General features: G+C 59.6%; 18 protein-coding genes and 1 tRNA gene. 11 read left to right on the top strand and 8 right to left on the bottom strand.

The window, feature by feature from the left end:
- Window positions 1-55 precede the first annotated feature (55 nt).
- From ybgC to nadA, 11 genes are all read left to right on the top strand, one after another.
- Window positions 56-523 carry a tol-pal system-associated acyl-CoA thioesterase gene (ybgC, locus tag ACA058_RS24840; RefSeq protein WP_046818806.1) on the top strand — a complete coding sequence of 156 codons (468 nt, stop codon included), beginning with the start codon at window positions 56-58 and terminating at the stop codon, window positions 521-523.
- Complete coding sequence (gene tolQ, locus ACA058_RS24835) at window positions 513-1,208, top strand: protein TolQ (RefSeq protein ID WP_007995636.1); 696 nt, start codon at window positions 513-515, stop codon at window positions 1,206-1,208. The genes ybgC and tolQ overlap by 11 nt, the downstream gene beginning before the upstream one ends.
- 23 nt (window positions 1,209-1,231) lie before the next feature.
- Window positions 1,232-1,684, top strand: coding sequence for a protein TolR (tolR, locus tag ACA058_RS24830; protein WP_162135951.1), 453 nt, complete (start codon window positions 1,232-1,234; stop codon window positions 1,682-1,684).
- On the top strand, window positions 1,684-2,781 hold the full coding sequence (gene tolA / locus ACA058_RS24825; protein WP_497636322.1) for a cell envelope integrity protein TolA: 1,098 nt from the start codon (window positions 1,684-1,686) through the stop codon (window positions 2,779-2,781). The genes tolR and tolA overlap by 1 nt, the downstream gene beginning before the upstream one ends.
- A gap of 17 nt (window positions 2,782-2,798) precedes the next feature.
- Entirely contained in the window at window positions 2,799-4,079 is a 1,281-nt protein-coding gene (tolB, locus tag ACA058_RS24820; protein ID WP_497639997.1) for a Tol-Pal system beta propeller repeat protein TolB, read from the top strand.
- Window positions 4,080-4,131: 52 nt separating this feature from the next.
- Window positions 4,132-4,629, top strand: coding sequence for a peptidoglycan-associated lipoprotein Pal (gene pal / locus ACA058_RS24815; RefSeq protein WP_003178634.1), 498 nt, complete (start codon window positions 4,132-4,134; stop codon window positions 4,627-4,629).
- A gap of 6 nt (window positions 4,630-4,635) precedes the next feature.
- Window positions 4,636-5,481 (top strand): tol-pal system protein YbgF, encoded by an 846-nt coding sequence (gene ybgF, locus ACA058_RS24810; protein WP_497636321.1) that lies wholly within the window; start codon window positions 4,636-4,638, stop codon window positions 5,479-5,481.
- 167 nt (window positions 5,482-5,648) lie between these two features.
- Window positions 5,649-6,296: a 7-carboxy-7-deazaguanine synthase QueE gene (queE, locus tag ACA058_RS24805; protein ID WP_497636320.1), complete on the top strand. Its 648-nt coding sequence runs from the start codon at window positions 5,649-5,651 to the stop codon at window positions 6,294-6,296.
- A 1-nt stretch (window position 6,297) separates the two neighbouring features.
- Window positions 6,298-6,990 carry a 7-cyano-7-deazaguanine synthase QueC gene (queC, locus tag ACA058_RS24800; RefSeq protein ID WP_497636319.1) on the top strand — a complete coding sequence of 231 codons (693 nt, stop codon included), beginning with the start codon at window positions 6,298-6,300 and terminating at the stop codon, window positions 6,988-6,990.
- Between the two features lie 63 nt (window positions 6,991-7,053).
- Window positions 7,054-7,129, top strand: a tRNA-Lys gene (locus ACA058_RS24795).
- Between the two features lie 271 nt (window positions 7,130-7,400).
- The gene (nadA, locus tag ACA058_RS24790) at window positions 7,401-8,459 is read left to right on the top strand and encodes a quinolinate synthase NadA (RefSeq protein ID WP_497636318.1); all 1,059 of its coding nucleotides are present in this window, start codon (window positions 7,401-7,403) and stop codon (window positions 8,457-8,459) included.
- A gap of 135 nt (window positions 8,460-8,594) precedes the next feature.
- Here the strand turns inward: nadA and ACA058_RS24785 are convergent, their stop codons facing one another.
- The 8 genes from ACA058_RS24785 to ACA058_RS24750 all read right to left on the bottom strand — a co-directional run bounded on the left by ACA058_RS24785 (window position 8,595) and on the right by ACA058_RS24750 (window position 18,298).
- On the bottom strand, window positions 8,595-9,083 hold the full coding sequence (locus ACA058_RS24785) for an RDD family protein (RefSeq protein ID WP_497636317.1): 489 nt from the start codon (window positions 9,081-9,083) through the stop codon (window positions 8,595-8,597).
- Window positions 9,084-9,177: 94 nt separating this feature from the next.
- Entirely contained in the window at window positions 9,178-9,390 is a 213-nt protein-coding gene (locus ACA058_RS24780; RefSeq protein WP_007977299.1) for a cold-shock protein, read from the bottom strand.
- A 402-nt stretch (window positions 9,391-9,792) separates the two neighbouring features.
- Complete coding sequence (gene gcvT / locus ACA058_RS24775; RefSeq protein WP_497636316.1) at window positions 9,793-10,917, bottom strand: glycine cleavage system aminomethyltransferase GcvT; 1,125 nt, start codon at window positions 10,915-10,917, stop codon at window positions 9,793-9,795.
- A 36-nt stretch (window positions 10,918-10,953) separates the two neighbouring features.
- Window positions 10,954-12,330, bottom strand: coding sequence for an L-serine ammonia-lyase (locus tag ACA058_RS24770; RefSeq protein ID WP_497636315.1), 1,377 nt, complete (start codon window positions 12,328-12,330; stop codon window positions 10,954-10,956).
- A 202-nt stretch (window positions 12,331-12,532) separates the two neighbouring features.
- A complete protein-coding gene (gcvP, locus tag ACA058_RS24765; protein WP_497636314.1) occupies window positions 12,533-15,385 on the bottom strand; it encodes an aminomethyl-transferring glycine dehydrogenase in 2,853 nt (950 codons plus the stop codon).
- Window positions 15,386-15,396: 11 nt separating this feature from the next.
- The gene (gene gcvH, locus ACA058_RS24760) at window positions 15,397-15,780 is read right to left on the bottom strand and encodes a glycine cleavage system protein GcvH (protein ID WP_497636313.1); all 384 of its coding nucleotides are present in this window, start codon (window positions 15,778-15,780) and stop codon (window positions 15,397-15,399) included.
- A gap of 422 nt (window positions 15,781-16,202) precedes the next feature.
- The gene (gene gcsR, locus ACA058_RS24755) at window positions 16,203-17,711 is read right to left on the bottom strand and encodes a transcriptional regulator GcsR (protein ID WP_497636312.1); all 1,509 of its coding nucleotides are present in this window, start codon (window positions 17,709-17,711) and stop codon (window positions 16,203-16,205) included.
- A 224-nt stretch (window positions 17,712-17,935) separates the two neighbouring features.
- On the bottom strand, window positions 17,936-18,298 hold the full coding sequence (locus tag ACA058_RS24750) for a DUF5064 family protein (protein WP_497636311.1): 363 nt from the start codon (window positions 18,296-18,298) through the stop codon (window positions 17,936-17,938).
- Between the last annotated feature and the right edge of the window lie 3 nt (window positions 18,299-18,301).

Genomic DNA, 18,301 nt, shown 5'->3' with positions numbered 1-18,301 from the left:
CATTGAAAAACAGTTGCCTGTCCGGATTGGCAACCTGAGGAGTAAGCACTAGAGTATGCGCGCGCAAAACGGGCTTGAGCCTTTCGCACATCGTTGTCGCGTTTATTACGAGGACACCGATGCGGGCGGCATCGTGTATTACGTCAATTACCTCAAGTTTATGGAACGGGCTCGAACCGAGCGGCTACGAGAGCTGGGCTTTGCCCAATCGCAGCTGGCAGGGGAGGACCTGTTGTTCGTCGTGCATTCCAGCGAAGCGCGCTACCACGCGCCGGCGCGACTGGACGACGAACTGCTGGTAAGCGCTGAAGTAATCGAATTGAACCGTGCCAGCCTGCGCTTCAAACAGCAGGTCAGGCGGGCTACGGATGATGCGCTGCTCTGTGAAGGGCAGTTTTTGGTGGCCTGTGTGCGCACTGACAGTTTGAAACCCCGGGCCATTCCCGAAGCTCTACGAGCGGCCTTTGCCGCCGTGAGCGGCGCGGGTACACACTCAAAGCAGGAGATAAAGCGTGGAAGCTAACGTCGTCGACCATTCCTCCATGTGGAGCCTGGTCAGCAATGCCAGTATCGTGGTGCAACTGGTAATGCTGACCCTGGTAGCCGCATCGGTGACCTCATGGATCATGATCTTTCAGCGCAGCAACCTGCTGCGCGCCGGTCGACGCGCCCTGGAGAGCTTCGAAGAGCGCTTCTGGTCGGGTATCGACCTGTCCAAACTCTACCGTCAGGCGGGTAGCAACCCGGACCCGGATTCCGGCGTCGAGCAGATCTTCCGCGCCGGCTTCAAGGAATTTTCCCGTCTGCGCCAGCAGCCAGGGGTCGATCCCGAGGCGGTCATGGAAGGCGTGGCCCGTGCCATGCGCGTTGCCATTTCCCGTGAAGAAGAAAAGCTCGAGCAGAGCCTGCCGTTCCTCGCCACCGTCGGTTCCGTGAGCCCGTATATCGGTCTGTTCGGTACGGTCTGGGGCATCATGAACTCCTTCCGTGGCCTGGCGACTGCCCAGCAAGCCACTCTGGCCACTGTGGCACCGGGTATCGCCGAAGCCCTGATCGCCACCGCGATCGGTCTGTTCGCCGCTATTCCAGCCGTTATCGCTTACAACCGTTTTGCTGCCCGCAGCGAAACCTTGCTGGGCCGTTACTACACCTTCGCCGATGAATTCCAGGCGATCCTGCACCGCAAAGTGCACACCAGCGAAGAATAAGCAGGTAATTTCCAATGGCTTTAATCGCTCGAGCTCGCAAAAAGCGCAAGCCGGTCGCCGAGATGAACGTGGTGCCCTACATCGACGTGATGTTGGTGCTGCTGGTCATCTTCATGGTGACCGCGCCAATGCTCAATCAGGGCGTGAAAGTTGATCTGCCCAAGGTTTCCAGCGAAGCCTTGCCGCAGGACAACAACACCCAGGTCCTGACCATTTCGATCAAGTCTGACAAGACCTACTACTGGAACCTTGGCAGCGAAGTCGACACCGAGAAGCAGCAGGACAGGGCCATGACCTTGCCGCAAATGACCGACGCCGTGACCAAGATCATTCGCGTGGGCAATGAAGGCGGCAAGCGCACCCAGGTCTTCATTCGCGGTGACAAGAGTGTCGACTACGGCTCCGTCATGGGCGCCATGGGCGGGTTGCAGAAAGCCGGCGTGGGTAATGTTGGCTTGATTACCGAGGCGCCCTGATGCAGCAACAGCGAGAGCCGTCCGCCTCGGAAAGCTACTTCTGGCCTAGTGTCTGGGCGATTGGCTTGCACTTGCTGGTGTTCGGCATGCTGTTCGTCAGTTTTGCCTTCACCCCGGAGTTGCCGCCGGCCAAGCCGATTGTCCAGGCGACCCTGTACCAGCTGAAATCGAAAAGTCAGGCAACCACCCAGACCAATCAGAAGATTGCGGGTGAGGCGAAGAAATCCGCCGCGCGCCAGACCGAAGTCGAACAGATGGAACAGAAGAAGGTCGAGCAGGAAGCGGTGAAGGCTGCGGAACAAAAGAAAGAAGAAGCGGCTCAAAAGGCCGAGGAAGCCAAGAAGGCCGACGAGTCGAAGAAAGCGGAAGAGGCGAAAAAGGCTGATGAGGCCAAGAAAGCCGACGAAGCCAAGAAAGCCGATGAAGCGAAGAAGACCGCCGAAGCCAAGAAGGCAGAAGAGAAACAATTGGCTGATATAGCCAAGAAGAAAGCGGAAGAAGAAGCCAAGAAGGCTGCTGAAGAAGAGGCCAAGAAAGCGGCCGCTGAAGAAGCGAAGAAAAAGATCGTCGAAGACGCGAAGAAGAAAGCCGCCGAAGACGCCAAGAAGAAAGCTGAAGCTGAAGAGGCGAAGAAGAAAGTCGCCGACGAAGCGAAGAAGAAAGCTGCTGCCGATGCTGCGAAGAAGAAGTCGCAGGATGCGGCACGTAAATCCGCCGAAGACAAAAAGGCCCAGGCCCTGGCAGATTTGCTTTCCGACACGCCGCAGCGTCAGCAGGCCTTGGCCGATGAGCTCGGTGACGAAGTCGCTGGCAGTTTCGACGACCTGATTCGAGCGCGTGCAGCGGAAGGCTGGGCTCGTCCACCTTCGGCCCGCAAAGGCATGACGGTCGTGTTGCAAATCGGCATGTTGCCGGACGGTACGGTGACTTCGGTCAGCGTTTCCAGGTCCAGTGGCGATGGTCCGTTTGACGCGTCGGCGGTAGCGGCGGTGAAGAATATTGGACGTTTGACAGAAATGCAGGGAATGAAGCCGAGCGATTTCGCTCCGTATCGTTCATTCAAGATGACATTCACACCTGAGGATCTAGCCTTGTGAGAAACCTTCTTCGAGGAATGCTGGTCGCTATCTGCTGCATGGCAGGGATGGCGATGGCAGATGAGAAAAACATTCTGGTCACCAGCGGCAGCGATCGGGCCACCCCGATCGCGGTCGTGCCGTTCGGCAACCAGGGCGGCAGCGTGCTGCCGGACGACATGGCGGAAATCATCGGTAACGACCTGCGCAACTCGGGTTACTACTCGCCGATTCCAAAGCAGAACATGATCAGCCAGCCAAGCCAGGCCAGCGAAATCATCTTCCGTGACTTCAAGGCGCTGGGCGCCCAGTACGTCATGGTCGGCAGCATTGCGCCAGCGGGCGGTCGCCTGCAGGTTCAATACGCCCTGTTCAACGTCGCCACCGAGCAGCAAGTGCTCACCGGCAGCGTGTCGGGCAGCGTCGATCAGTTGCGCGACATGTCGCACTACATCGCTGACCAGTCGTTCGAAAAACTCACCGGTATCAAGGGTGCGTTCTCGACTCGCCTGCTGTACGTGACGGCCGAGCGCTTCTCCGAAAAGAACACGCGTTACACACTGCAGCGTTCGGACTATGACGGTGCCCGTGCCGTGACCCTGCTGCAATCGCGCGAGCCGATCCTGTCGCCGCGTTTCGCTCCCGATGGCAAGCGTATCGCCTACGTCTCGTTCGAGCAGAAGCGTCCGCGCATCTTCATGCAGAACATCGACACCGGTCGCCGTGAGCAGATCACCAACTTCGAAGGCCTGAACGGCGCGCCAGCATGGTCGCCGGATGGTCAGCGCCTGGCGTTCGTGCTGTCCAAGGACGGTAACCCGGACATCTATGTGATGAACCTGGGTTCACGCCAGATCAGTCGCGTTACCAACGGTCAGGGCATCAACACCGAACCGTTCTGGGGCAAGGATGGTTCGACCATCTATTTCACCTCCGACCGTGGCGGCAAGCCGCAGATCTACAAGACCAGCGTGAGCGGTGGCGGTGCCGAGCGTGTGACGTTCGTGGGCAACTACAACGCCAACCCCAAGCTGTCGGCTGATGAAAAGACCCTGGTGATGATCCATCGTCAGGAAGGTTTCACCAATTTCAAGGTGGCGGCCCAGGATTTGCAACGCGGTAGCGTAAAAATCCTCACTGATAGCACTCTGGACGAGTCGCCTACTGTCGCGCCCAACGGCACCATGGTAATCTACGCCACCCGCCAGCAGGGCCGGGGAGTCTTGATGCTCGTGTCCATCAATGGACGCGTAAGGCTCCCGCTTCCTACCGCTCAAGGCGAAGTCAGAGAACCTTCCTGGTCCCCTTACCTGAACTGACGCGGCGCTATACGTTGTACTTAACACACTGGGGTTCATTAGGAGTTTCACGATGGAAATGCTGAAGTTTGGTAAATTTGCTGCGCTGGCACTGGCCATGGCTGTAGCTGTAGGTTGCTCGTCCAAAGGCGGCGACAATGCCGGTGAAGGCGCGGTAGATCCAAACGCTGGTTACGGCGCAAACACTGGTGCAGTTGACGGCTCCCTGAGCGAAGAAGCTGCACTGCGCGCAATCACCACTTTCTACTTCGAATACGACAGCTCGGACCTGAAGCCAGAAGCCATGCGCGCTCTGGACGTTCACGCCAAAGACCTGAAAGCAAACGGCGCTCGCGTTGTTCTGGAAGGCAACACCGACGAACGTGGTACTCGTGAGTACAACATGGCACTGGGCGAGCGTCGTGCGAAAGCCGTTCAACGCTACCTGGTACTGCAAGGTGTTTCCCCAGCTCAGCTGGAACTGGTTTCCTACGGCGAAGAGCGTCCAGTTGCTACCGGCAACGACGAGCAGTCCTGGGCTCAAAACCGTCGCGTCGAACTGCGTAAGTAATTCGTCATGCGAACGTGCCGTCGTGCTGTAACTGTTCTGGCTCTCAGCCTCGCGCCGCTTGCGGCGTGGGCTGCGGTTCCTGTGGTCGAAAACGACTCCGGCTATAACAATAGCGGGACCAGTTATCCGCCTGCAGGTTACGGTACGAACGGCGCCTATGCCGGGGGAGGGGTTTCGGCCCCTGTCTCGGCACAGGGCGAGCTGTTCAACCAACTGCAATCAATGCAGCAACAGATCGAGCGCCAGCAAGGTGTGATCGAGGTTCTGCAAAATGATGTAGCGCGCATGAAGCAGGAAAGCCTGGAGCGATACCAGGATCTTGATCGGCGCATAGGAAGCGGTGTTGCACCTGCCGCGACTCCTGAAAATTCTTCCACCGGTGGCGATTTGAACGCCCCCGGTGCAGCAGCTGGCGCAGCTGCAGGTGCAGGAGCGGCAGCCGCTCAAGCACCCGCCGCGGGTAGCGAGCCGGCGGATCCGGCGAAGGAAAAGCTCTATTACGATGCTGCCTTCGACCTGATCAAGGCCAAGGATTTCGACAAGGCCAGCCAGGCTTTTGCCGCTTTCCTGCGCAAGTACCCGAACAGCCAGTACGCAGGCAATGCCCAGTACTGGTTGGGCGAAGTGAACCTGGCCAAAGGCGATCTGCAAGGTGCGGGTCAGGCATTTGCCAAGGTTTCGCAGCTGTACCCCAAGCATCCCAAAGTGCCTGACTCGCTGTACAAGCTCGCTGATGTAGAACGCCGCCTGGGTCATCCCGACAAGGTAAAAGGCATTCTGCAACAGGTTGTGTCGCAATACCCGGGCACTTCCGCCGCTCAGCTGGCCCAGCGTGATCTGCAAAAAATGTAAGGGCTGCTTGACCCGTTTCGAAGAAACCCGCGCTTGTCGCGGGTTTTTTCGTTAGAATTCACGCCCTTTTTATGAAACACGCTTTTTGGGACCTGCGCATTGCCGGGGTTCCTTGAAGTGCCTGACGGAGGCGGACAGCCTGTTTAGCTGTTACGCCCGTGGCGACTATGCAAGACACATTGAGAATTACCGAAGTTTTCTACTCGTTGCAGGGTGAAACGCGGACTGCTGGCCTGCCCACTGTTTTCGTGCGCCTGACCGGTTGCCCTCTGCGTTGCCAATACTGCGACAGCGCCTACGCCTTCACCGGTGGGACCATTCGCACCCTCGACGATATCCTCGAGCAAGTAGCCGGCTTTCGGCCGCGTTATGTCTGTGTGACGGGCGGCGAGCCCCTGGCCCAGCCCAATGCCATTCCCTTGCTCAAGCGCTTGTGCGATGCCGGTTACGAAGTGTCACTGGAAACCAGTGGCTCTCTTGATATCTCGGCGGTAGATTCCCGGGTCAGTCGCGTTGTCGACCTGAAAACCCCGGGTTCGAAGGAAGCTCACCGCAATCGCTACGAAAACATCGAGCTGCTGACGCCCAACGATCAGGTGAAGTTTGTCATCTGCTCGCGGGAAGACTATGACTGGTCCGTGTCCAAGCTGATCCAGTACGGTCTGGACCAGCGCGCCGGTGAAGTCCTGTTCTCGCCAAGCCACCATGATCTCAATGCTCGAGACCTGGCGGACTGGGTGGTGTCGGACAACTTGCCAGTGCGTTTGCAATTGCAGCTGCATAAATATCTATGGAATGACGAGCCGGGGCGCTGAAATGACTGAACCACTCAACACTGCTGAAAAACGCGCGGTCATCCTGTTGTCCGGTGGCCTGGACTCGGCAACTGTTGTGGCCATGGCACGTGCCGAAGGCTACAGCTGCTACACCATGAGCTTCGACTACGGTCAGCGCTCTCACGCTGAGCTGTACGCCGCCGAACGCGTCGCCCGCGACCTGGGTGTGGTCGAGCACAAGGTCATCGGTCTTAACCTGAACGGCATGGGCGGCTCGGCACTGACCGACACCAGCATCGACGTCCCGGAAGTCGCGGGTGAAGGTATTCCGGTGACTTACGTGCCTGCGCGTAACACGGTGTTCCTGTCCCTGGCGCTGGGCTGGGCAGAAGTGCTCGGTGCGCGGGATATCTTTATCGGTGTCAATGCAGTGGATTACTCCGGATACCCGGACTGCCGGCCCGAGTTCATCGAGTCTTTCGAGCGCATGGCCAATCTGGCGACCAAGGCCGGCGTAGAGGGCAAGGGTTTTCGCATTCAGGCACCGCTGCAAAACCTCAGCAAGGCGCAGATCGTCCAGGCAGGTGTAAAGCTTGGCGTGGACTACGGCCTGACCGTTTCCTGCTATCAGGCCGACGATAACGGCCGTGCCTGCGGCAAGTGCGACAGCTGCCGACTGCGTGCAGAAGGCTTTGCCGCGGCCGGAATCAGCGACCCAACACCTTATTTTTGAATTATTTTAAAATAGGTGTTGAATAGTCCTTAAAAATCAGTATTATACGCGCCACCACACAGCGGGTCGTTAGCTCAGTTGGTAGAGCAGTTGGCTTTTAACCAATTGGTCGTAGGTTCGAATCCCACACGACCCACCATTTTTGGCGGTTTAGAAAATCCGGAAGGCCCACGAAAGTGAGGATTTCCGGGTTTTTTTTTGCCCGCGATTTAACTCCGCCCGATTCCTGGGCTGTACTGCAGGGCGCAGGTCAGAATCATCTTTTGCATCCATCCGATATTCTGTAGCCTTGCGCAGCTTCAACGCTGTCCGTGCCTGATCAATACTCACTTTCCCGGCGGTACCCTGATGGGTCCGGAGCCGGGTGTATACTCGACTTTCGCGCGAATGCGCCTGCAGGTCTTGCGAACATGACGCAGATTCCCGAACGCCTTCTGGTTCAAGCCCACCTCGACGCCAAGCAGCCCAAGCCGCTGACCGCCGATGAGGAAGCTTATTATCGTGCCGCCATCGCCGCCGAGCTAAAAGCTCAGGACGCGGTGCTGGTGGCGCACTTCTATTGCGATCCGGTGATTCAGGCCCTGGCCGAAGAGACCGGAGGCTGTGTCTCCGACTCGCTGGAGATGGCCCGCTTCGGCAACGCCCACCCGGCCAGGACGGTGGTGGTCGCCGGTGTGAAATTCATGGGCGAGACGGCCAAGATCCTCAACCCCGAGAAACGCATCCTGATGCCGACCCTGGAAGCGACGTGCTCGCTGGACCTTGGGTGCCCCGTCGATGAGTTTTCCGCGTTCTGCGACCAGCATCCGGAGCGTACGGTGGTGGTTTACGCCAATACCTCGGCGGCGGTCAAAGCTCGCGCGGATTGGGTGGTGACTTCGAGCTGCGCGCTGGAAATCGTCGAAAGCCTGATGGATAACGGTGAAACCATCATCTGGGGGCCGGACAAGCACCTGGGCACCTACATTCAGCGTCAGACCGGCGCCGACATGCTGCTGTGGGACGGTGCCTGCATCGTTCACGAAGAGTTCAAGTCCAAGCAGCTCGAAGACATGAAGGCGTTGTATCCGGATGCGGCGATCCTGGTGCACCCGGAGTCGCCGACCTCGGTGATCGAGCTGGCGGATGCCGTCGGCTCCACCAGTCAGTTGATCGCGGCGGCACAGAGCCTGCCGAACAAGACCCTGATTGTCGCCACCGATCGCGGTATCTTCTACAAGATGCAGCAGTTGTGCCCGGACAAGGTCTTTATTGAAGCGCCAACGGCCGGTAACGGCGCGGCATGCCGCAGTTGCGCGCATTGCCCATGGATGGCGATGAACACCCTTGAGCGCACGCTCAAGAGCTTGAAGGAAGGGACTAACGAGATCTTTGTTGATCCGGCGTTGATTCCGCAGGCGATTCGGCCGTTGAAGCGGATGCTCGACTTTACTCAGGCTGCGCGGATGAAGCTGGCTGGCAACGCCTGATATCTCTCGGCTAGTTGCAAAAAAACTGTGGGAGCGAGCCTGCTCGCGATGGCGGCCTGTCAGTCACATGCATGTTGACTGATACGCCGCCATCGCGAGCAGGCTCGCTCCCACAGTGATTTTTGTCTGCCGAAACTACTTGGTCTTCTTTGGAATGCGCACCAGCTGGGTGCCGGAATACATGTCATGCCAGCTGCGTTTCTGCTTATCGAACAGCGACCAGAAGAACCCCAGACCCACGCACAGCAACGACGCGATCGACACCACAAAGCGCAACAGCGCCTGCCACAAGCTGATGGACGAGCCATCGGCGTTCTGCACGCGCACGCCCCAGACCTGCATGCCCAGGGTCTGGCCGGAGTAAGTCCAGAACTTGGCGAAGAAGCCGAACAGCACGAACAGCAGCACCGTTGAAAGCAGTGGATCACCATCGAGCGCGCCAGCTTCGGTGAGGGTGCGCATTTTCTCTTCGCCGATGATCGCCATCTGGATCATCTTGTAGACCCCGCTGGTGACGATCAGCAGGGCGGTACACAGCAGGAAGTCATAGAACATGGCTGCCAGGCGACGACCCAGGCCAACGGCGGGGAAGTCGCCCTGGGGTTTGAGCAGGTGTTTCGACATGGCAGCCTCTGGGCGCAAAAGAAGCCATTTTACGGATTTACGCGCACAAAAAAGCCCCTGATGTCAGCATCAGGGGCTTTTTCGTTACAGAAGATTAGGCTTCTGCTTGTACTTCGTCAGCCTGCATGCCTTTCTGGCCCTGCACGGCGATGAAAGTCACTTTCTGGCCTTCTTTCAGGCTCTTGAAGCCGTTGCCCTGGATGGCGCGGAAATGCACGAACAGATCCGGACCGCTTTCAGGCGTGATAAAACCAAAACCTTTCTCGTCGTTAAACCACTTGACGGTACCGCTCTGACGTTGGGACATTTCTTATTTCCTTTGACGCAAAAAATTAATGACAGTCTCCTTCAAATGAAAGAGTACTGGGGCTGGTTGCAGGAGAGTAAGAAGACGTCGAACGGGATGTAGCTAACTTGTAGGCTACTGCCCAGGTCACGATTCCAAGCGACCCATGCAAACACAGTGAACAAACTCTACGCCAACTACGGGAGAAAAAACAAGCCCCGTGGAAGGCCCGGATTTGCTCATGTTGCTGGCACACCCGACAACTAGCACGGGCTTATGCACTGGCGGTGTTCAATTGTTTTCGATCGTTATAAGCAAAGTTCATAATCGAAGCTTAGAGCCAAACGATGCACTGTTTTATGGCGGTTGCGTTACACATTAGTGCAGTGTAAGCGCAACCGCGTTACTTATAGGAACAGTCAATCAGCCGCGATAGTAGCGTTGTGGAACAAATGGCATTTTGCTTACAAGCAACGCTACCTTTTTCCCACGCACAATTGCCCAAACCGGCGTATCGAGGGCGATGTAAGCGCTATCCAGGTAACCCATGGCCAAAGGGCCACCCAGGGTCGGTCCGAAGCCGCCGCTGCAAACGCTGCCGATGATTTCACCGGCTTCGTTGACGATTTCGGCACCTTCGCGCACCGGGGTGCGTTCCTGCGGTAGCAGGCCGACGCGCTTGCGGGTAACACCGGCTTGTTGTTGGGCGAATACGCTTTCTGCGCCAGGGAAGCCGCCGGCGCGCACACCATCAGCACGACGTGGCTTGGAGATGGCCCACAACAGGCTGGCTTCGATCGGGGTGGTGTCAGTGTTCATGTCATGGCCGTACAGGCACAGGCCGGCTTCCAGGCGCAGCGAATCGCGCGCGCCGAGGCCGATGGCCGCCACCTCAGGCTCGGCCAGCAGGGCCCGGGCCAGGGCCTCGGCGCTATCGGCCGGTACCGAGATTTCGAAACCGTCTTCGCCGGTGTAACCGGAGCGGCTGACAAAGCATTCCACGCCGAGCAATTTCACGCGGGCGAACTGCATGAAGGTCATCTTTGCAACCTCTGGCGCCAGGCGTGCCAGCACGGTCACTGCGGCCGGACCTTGCAGGGCGAGCAGGGCGCGTTCTTCAAACAGCGGCTCGATGGTGCACTGGTCGCCGATGTGCTTGCGCAGGTGAGCCAGATCCTGGTCCTTGCAGGCGGCGTTGACCACCAGAAACAGTTCGTCGTTACCCAGGTTGGCGACCATCAGGTCGTCGAGGATGCCACCGGTCTCGTTGGTGAACATCGCGTAGCGCTGCATGCCCACCGGCAAGTCGACGATGTCCACTGGCACCAGGGTTTCCATGGCCTTGGCGGCATTGGCGCCGGTCAGGCGAATCTGGCCCATGTGCGAGACATCGAACAGGCCGGCCTGCTCGCGGGTGTGCTGGTGTTCTTTCATCACTCCCAGCGGGTACTGCACCGGCATGTCATAGCCGGCGAACGGCACCATGCGCGCGCCCAATTCGATATGCAGGGCGTGCAACGGCGTTTTCAACAGTTGTTCGGTGGACATATTCAGCTCCTGGAGAAGTGTGAAGATGAGCGCGCATCAGCACTCGATAATGTTGACCGCCAAACCGCCACGGGCGGTTTCCTTGTATTTGCTTTTCATGTCGGCACCGGTCTGGCGCATGGTGCGGATGACCTTGTCGAGGGACACGAAGTGCTGCCCGTCGCCCCGCATGGCCATGCGCACGGCATTGATGGCCTTGACCGAGCCCATGGCGTTGCGTTCGATGCAAGGTACTTGCACCAGCCCGCCAATCGGGTCGCAGGTCAGTCCGAGGTTGTGCTCCATGCCGATTTCCGCGGCGTTTTCCACTTGCTGCACGGTGCCGCCAAGCACCTCGCACAGGGCGCCCGCCGCCATGGAACACGCCACGCCGACTTCGCCCTGGCAGCCGACTTCGGCGCCCGAGATCGAGGCGTTTTCCTTGTACAGAATGCCGATGGCCGCGGCGGTCAGCAGAAAGCGCACCACCCCGTCATCGTTCGCGCCGGGAATGAAGCGCATGTAGTAATGCAGCACCGCTGGGATGATCCCCGCCGCGCCGTTGGTCGGGGCTGTCACCACGCGCCCGCCATTGGCGTTTTCTTCGTTTACCGCCAGGGCGTACAGGTTGACCCAGTCCAATACCGACAGTGGATCGCGCAGTGCCGATTCGGGGTTGTTGCACAATTGCCGATGCAGCGCTGCTGCCCGGCGTTTGACCTTCAGGCCACCGGGCAGGATGCCTTCGTTGCGGCAACCGGCGGCGACGCAGTCCTGCATCACTTGCCAGATTTTCAGCAGGCCGGCGCGGGTTTCCGCTTCCGGGCGCCAGGCACTTTCGTTGGTCAGCATCAGCTGGCTGATGGACAAGCCGTAGGTGGCGCAGTGAGCAAGCAGGTCCTTGGCGCTTTTGAACGGGAAGGTCAGGGGGGTAGCGTCTTCGACGATGCGGTCGGCGCCGGCGGCGTCTTCATCGACGACAAAACCACCGCCGACCGAGTAGTACTCGCGGCTGCGGATCTGCAGGCCCGCTGCGTCGAAGGCGCGGAAGATCATGCCATTGGGGTGATAGGCCAAGGGTTTGCGAATCATCGCCAGGTGTTCTTTCTCATTGAACGCAATGCTGTGTTCGCCGAGCAGGTTCAAACGAGCATTGCCGCGAATCTCTTGCAGACGGGCGGCAACGGTTTCGGTATCCACGGTGTCCGGGTGTTCGCCTTCCAGGCCCAGTAGCACGGCCTTGTCGCTGCCATGGCCTTTACCGGTGGCGCCGAGTGAACCGTAAAGTTCGACTTTGACGCAGGTGGTTGCAGCCAACAGCCCTTCACGGCGTAAACCTTCGGCGAAACGTGCAGCAGCGCGCATCGGACCGACGGTGTGGGAGCTGGAGGGGCCGATGCCAATCTTGAACAGGTCGAACACGCTTAACGACATGGTTGTTCTCCGGTTTCTTGTTATAGGTATGGGCGGAATCTGGTGCTTGGCACCGAACCTTGTGGGAGCGAGCTTGCTCGCGATAGCGGTCTTCCAGTCGACATTTATGGTGAATGTCAGTCCGTCATCGCGAGCAAGCTCGCTCCCACAGGGTTTTGTGGTGTTCTTGAAAGTGGGGCGAGTAAACCCGCCCCCTTATTTGTTAAGCGTAGCTTTCGATCGACGGGCAGGCGCAGACCAGGTTGCGGTCGCCGAAGACGTTGTCGACACGACCGACCGGCGGCCAGTACTTGCCTTCGATCAGCGAGGCAACCGGGTAAACCGCCTGCTCACGGCTGTATGGATGCGACCACTCGCCGACCAGCTCCGCCGCGGTGTGCGGGGCGTTCTTCAGCGGGTTGTCGTCCTTGTCCAGGGTGCCGTTTTCCACCGCGCGGATTTCTTCGCGGATGCGGATCATGGCGTCGCAGAAGCGGTCCAGTTCTTCCTTGGATTCGCTTTCGGTCGGCTCGATCATCAAGGTGCCGGCCACCGGGAAGGACATGGTCGGGGCGTGGAAGCCGAAGTCGATCAGGCGCTTGGCGACGTCATCGACGCTGATGCCGCTGCTGTCTTTCAATGGGCGCAGGTCGAGGATGCACTCGTGGGCCACCAGGCCGTTGCTGCCGGTGTACAGCACTGGGTAGTGCTCTTCGAGGCGGCGGGAAATGTAGTTGGCGTTGAGGATCGCCAGCTGCGAAGCACGCTTCAGACCAGCGCCGCCCATCATGCGGATGTACATCCAGGTGATCGGCAAAATGCTCGCGCTGCCGAACGGTGCGGCGCACACCGCGCCTTCCTTGCGTGCCATGTGCGCGTGGCCCGGCAGGAACGGCGCCAGGTGCGACTTGACGCCGATCGGGCCGACGCCCGGGCCGCCACCGCCGTGGGGAATGCAGAAGGTCTTGTGCAGGTTCAGGTGCGAGACGTCGCCGCCGAACTTGCCCGGGGCGCAGAGGCCGACCATGGCGTTCATGTTGGCACCGTCGATGTACACCTGGCCGCCGTGGTCGTGAATGATGCCGCAGATTTCGCGGATGCCTTCTTCGAATACGCCGTGGGTCGAGGGGTAGGTGATCATCAAGGCCGCGAGATGTTCGCGGTGCTCGATGGCCTTGGCGCGCAGGTCTTCGATGTCGACGTTGCCGCGGGCGTCGCAGGCGGTGACGACCACGCGCATGCCGGCCATTTGTGCGGTGGCCGGGTTGGTGCCGTGGGCCGAGGACGGGATCAGGCAGATGTCGCGACGGTCTTCGCCACGGCTCTGGTGGTAGGCGCGGATCGCCAAGAGACCGGCGTATTCACCTTGCGAACCGGCGTTCGGTTGCAGCGAGATCGAGTCGTAACCGGTGGCGGCGCAGAGCATCGCTTCCAGTTCATCGGTCAGTTGCTGGTAGCCGGCGCTTTGCTCGGCCGGGGCGAACGGGTGCAGGGCGCCGAATTCGGCCCAGGTCACCGGGATCATTTCGCTGGCGGCGTTGAGTTTCATGGTGCACGAGCCCAGCGGGATCATAGTGCGGTCCAGCGCCAGGTCCTTGTCGGCGAGCTTGCGCAGGTAGCGCATCAGCTCGGTTTCCGAGTGGTAGCGGTTGAACACTGGGTGGCTGAGGATTGGCGATTGGCGAACCAGAGTGGCCGGGATAGTCGCTTGAGTAGCAGCGGCGAGGGCGGTGAAGTCCGGCAGGGTCTGGCCAGCGGCGAAGAGCGCCCACAGGGTTTCAACGTCAGCTTGGGTGCTGGTTTCGTCGAGAGACAGGCCCAGGCGTTCAGCATCCACCACGCGCAGGTTGATCTGCTGGGCGCGGGCCTGCTCGTGCAGCGCAGCGGTTTGCGCGCCAGTGTTCAGGGTCAGGGTGTCGAAGAAGTTTGCTTGTTCAACCTGCAAGCCCAAAGCATTCAAGCCCTTGGCCAGAATCGCGGTCAACTGGTGCACACGCTGGGCGATCTGCGTCAGGCCTTTCGGACCGTGATACACGGCGTACATGCTGGCGATGTTGGCGAGCAATACCTGCGCAGTGCAGATGTTGCTGGTGGCCTTCTCGCGGCGGATGTGTTGCTCGCGGGTCTGCATCGCCAGGCGCAGGGCCGGCTTGCCGAAACGGTCGACGGAGACACCGACCAGACGGCCCGGCATGTCGCGCTTGAACGCATCCTTGGTGGAGAAGTAAGCCGCGTGCGGGCCACCGAAGCCCAGCGGCACGCCGAAGCGTTGTGCACTGCCGATGGCCACGTCGGCGCCGAATTCGCCCGGCGGGGTCAGCAGGGTCAGGGCCAGCAGGTCGGCGGCCACGGCCACCAGGGCGTTGGCAGCGTGCAAGCGCTCGGTCAGTTCGCGGTAGTCGAAGACGTCACCGTTGCTCGCCGGGTATTGCAGCAGGGCACCGAAGAACGGCGTCACGTCGCTCAATTCGCGCTCGTCACCGACCACCACCTCAATGCCCAACGGCTCGGCACGGGTGCGCAGCACGTCGAGGGTCTGCGGGTGGCAATGCACGGAGGCGAAGAACTGGTGGCTGCCCTTGTTCTTGCTCAGCCGCTTGCAGAAGGTCATGGCTTCGGCGGCGGCGGTGGCTTCGTCGAGCAGCGAGGCGTTGGCGATCGGCAGGCCGGTGAGGTCGCTGATCAGGGTCTGGAAGTTCAGCAGGGCTTCGAGACGGCCCTGGGAAATTTCCGGCTGGTACGGCGTGTAGGCGGTGTACCAGGCCGGGTTTTCCAGCAGGTTGCGCAGGATCGGCGACGGCGTGTGGGTGCCGTAGTAGCCCTGGCCGATGAAGGTCTTGAACAGTTGGTTCTTGCTGGCGATGCCTTTGATCATTGCCAGGGCGTCAGCTTCGCTCAGGCCGTCTTCCAGGCCGAGCACGCTGGTGCCCTTGATGCTGTCGGGAATGACGCTGGCGCTGAGGGCTTCGAGGGAGTCGAAACCGAGGGTGTTGAGCATGGCTTGCTCGTCACCGGCACGGGGGCCGATGTGACGGGCGATGAATTCGTTGGCGGTGGTCAGATTGACTTGAGTCATGTCGGCGCTCCTCAGGCTTCGGCTTGGGCTTTGATCAGACGGTCGTACGCGTCCTGATCCAGCAGTTTGGCGACCGCCGAAGCGTCGCTTGGCTGGAAGCGGAAGAACCAGCCTTCGCCCAGCGGATCTTCGTTGACCAGCTCCGGGCTGCCGTCCAGCGCCGGGTTCACTTCCAATACTTCTCCATCCAGTGGCATGTACACGCCGCTGGCAGCTTTTACCGATTCCACGGTGGCTGCTTCAGCGCCTTTTTCGTAGGACTGCAGCTCTGGCAGTTGTACGAAAACCACGTCGCCCAGTGCGTTTTGCGCGAAAGCGGTGATGCCGACTGTGACGCTGCCGTCAGCTTCGGTGCGCAGCCATTCGTGATCTTCAGTAAAACGCAACTCGCTCATGGAAACTCCTAGGGGGCCAGACTCGTCTGGTGGACGCGATTGAATGCTTGGGCAATGCCCTGATTTATGAGGGGTTACTAAGCAAGAACGCGGCCAATGTTTTTTTATCGTTATAAATCAATGATTTATGTTGTTTTGTGGTTCGACGAAAACGACAGCCTGTAGCGAAATCGCTACAGCCGCAGCAGAAGAAAAAAGCTGAACTGGATCAAAGCCTTGCGCAGGGCTGGTTGGAGAGGGGTGTAGCGATATCGTTCCGCTGTAGCGCTTTCAGTACAGGTGGAGGTCGCTTTCAGTGATATTTTTTTGATTCCCACGCTCTGCGTGGGAACGCCTCTTGTGACGCTCTGCGTCACGCTTTGGGACGCAGAGCGTCCCGGGCTGCATTCCCACGCGGAGCGTGGGAACGATCAATCAGCACCTCAGGCTTTGTTGGGAATCCCGTACTTGCGCAACCGATGGGCAATCGCTGTGTGGGAGGTTTGCAGGCGGGTGGCCAGTTGGCGGGTCGAGGGGTAGCTGACGTAGAGCTTTTCCAACAGGGTTTTCTCGAATTCATCCATGGCTTGCTCCAGGCTGTCGACATCGTGATCGCCTTGGCGTGCCACCGAGGTACCGGCGATGTCGAGGTCGCCAATGTCCACCAGACTGCTTTCGCAAATGGCCGCTGCACGGAAGATCACGTTTTGCAGTTGCCGCACGTTGCCCGGCCAGCGGTTGCCCAGCAACGCCGGATAAGTGCCCGGCGCCAGGCGGCAGACCGGGCGCTGGATCTGTGCGCAGGCCTGCTGCATGAAGTAGCGGGCCAGGAGCAGGATGTCCTGTCCGCGTTCGCGCAGGGGCGGGACTTCGACATTGAGCACGTTGAGGCGGTAAAACAGGTCTTCGCGGAACAAACCTTCGCTGACCATTTTTTCCAGGTCGCGGTGGGTCGCGCTGAGGATCCGCACGTTAACCTTGACCTCGCGATCGCCGCCGACCCGACGGAAGCTGCCATCGTTGAGGAATCGCAGCAATTTGGCCTGCAAGTACGGTGACATCTCGCCGATTTCGTCGAGAAACACCGTGCCCTGGTTGGCCAGTTCCATCAGCCCCGGCTTGCCGCCCCGTTGCGCGCCGGTGAAGGCGCCGGGGGCGTAGCCGAACAGTTCGCTTTCGGCGAGGTTCTCCGGCAATGCTGCACAGTTCAACGCCAAAAACGGTGAGTTGTGTCGTGCACTGATGGCGTGGCAAGCCCGGGCCACCAGTTCCTTGCCGGTGCCGGTTTCGCCCTGGATCAACAGCGGTGCATCGAGTGCCGCGACCCGTTGCGCGCGGACCTTGAGCGTGCGAATCACCGGCGATTCACCAAGCAGCGCATCGAAGCCTTCGGCGTGATCATGGTGCAGTGCCGAAAGGCGCTCACCGATGCGATTCGGTTGATACAGGGTCAGCAGGGCGCCGGCGTCGGTGATGGGTGTGGCGTCCAGCAACAACGTCTGGCCGTTGACGGTTATTTCCCGCAGTGGCAAGCGAAAACCGTGTTCGAGCAGCGCATCGAGCAGCGCCGGGTCGGCGAACAGGTCGGCGACACTTTCTCCGGCCGGCTCGCGACCGTACAAATCAATCAACGCCGGATTGGCCAGCAACACCTTGCCGGCGCTGTCCAGCGCAAGCACCGGGTCGGTCATCGCCGCGAGCAGCGCATCGAGCTGCAAGTGCCGACGCTGGCCGGGAAGAATGTCGACCACTGTCATCGCCTGCACGCCACGCACGCTCAGCAGCGCATCGCGCAGTTCTTCCAGGACTTCCGGCCTCAGAGTCGGGGCGTCGATGTAGACGTTGGGCGGGACCATTTCCACCGCATCCAGATTGAGGTTACGTCCACCGAGCAAGGCCAGGACTTCCTGGGTGATGCCGACGCGATCGATGAAGCTGACGTGGATACGCATGGTGCGGTTTTGGGTTCTGGAATGCGGAGGGTGGCAAGTATGCCTTGGAGCAGGGGGTAAGGTGAAATCCAGCGCGGGATATTGCGGTAATGAAAGTTCCCTGTGGGAGCGGGCTTACCCGCGATGACGGCGGCAGATCCGGCATTGATGTGACAGATGTACCGCTATCGCGGGCAAGCCCGCTCCCACAGTGGTTTGGGTTGACCACAGAATGTGTGTTCGGGTTATTCGAAGTGCTCGGGGTTTACCGGGTCACCGGATTTCATTTTCAACTGCTCCCGGATATCTTCAAACATCAAATCGTAATGCTTGTGGATCGAGCCGATCTGGCTGTGTGTTTTCGGAATTCCGTACTTCTCGGCAATTCTCGTCACATCCCTGGCGAAGTTGTAGGCCTCCTCCTTGGGCAGGAAGAAGGGCTCTGACATCTCCTTGCCCTGAATGCTGCCATGCATGGTGAACTGGATGCCTTTTTCACCTTTGTCATTCTTGCTGACTTCATAGTCGAGGTGCACGTTGTAGCTGACATCATCCGGTGTCAGCGCATGACGCTCAATGTGCAAGTGACCTGGCTCAAACTGTGCCATGGG

This window comes from Pseudomonas sp. LBUM1649, assembly GCF_059716155.1.
Note: the sequence above shows the minus strand (reverse complement) of the source record. Positions and strands in the feature narration are given on the sequence as shown.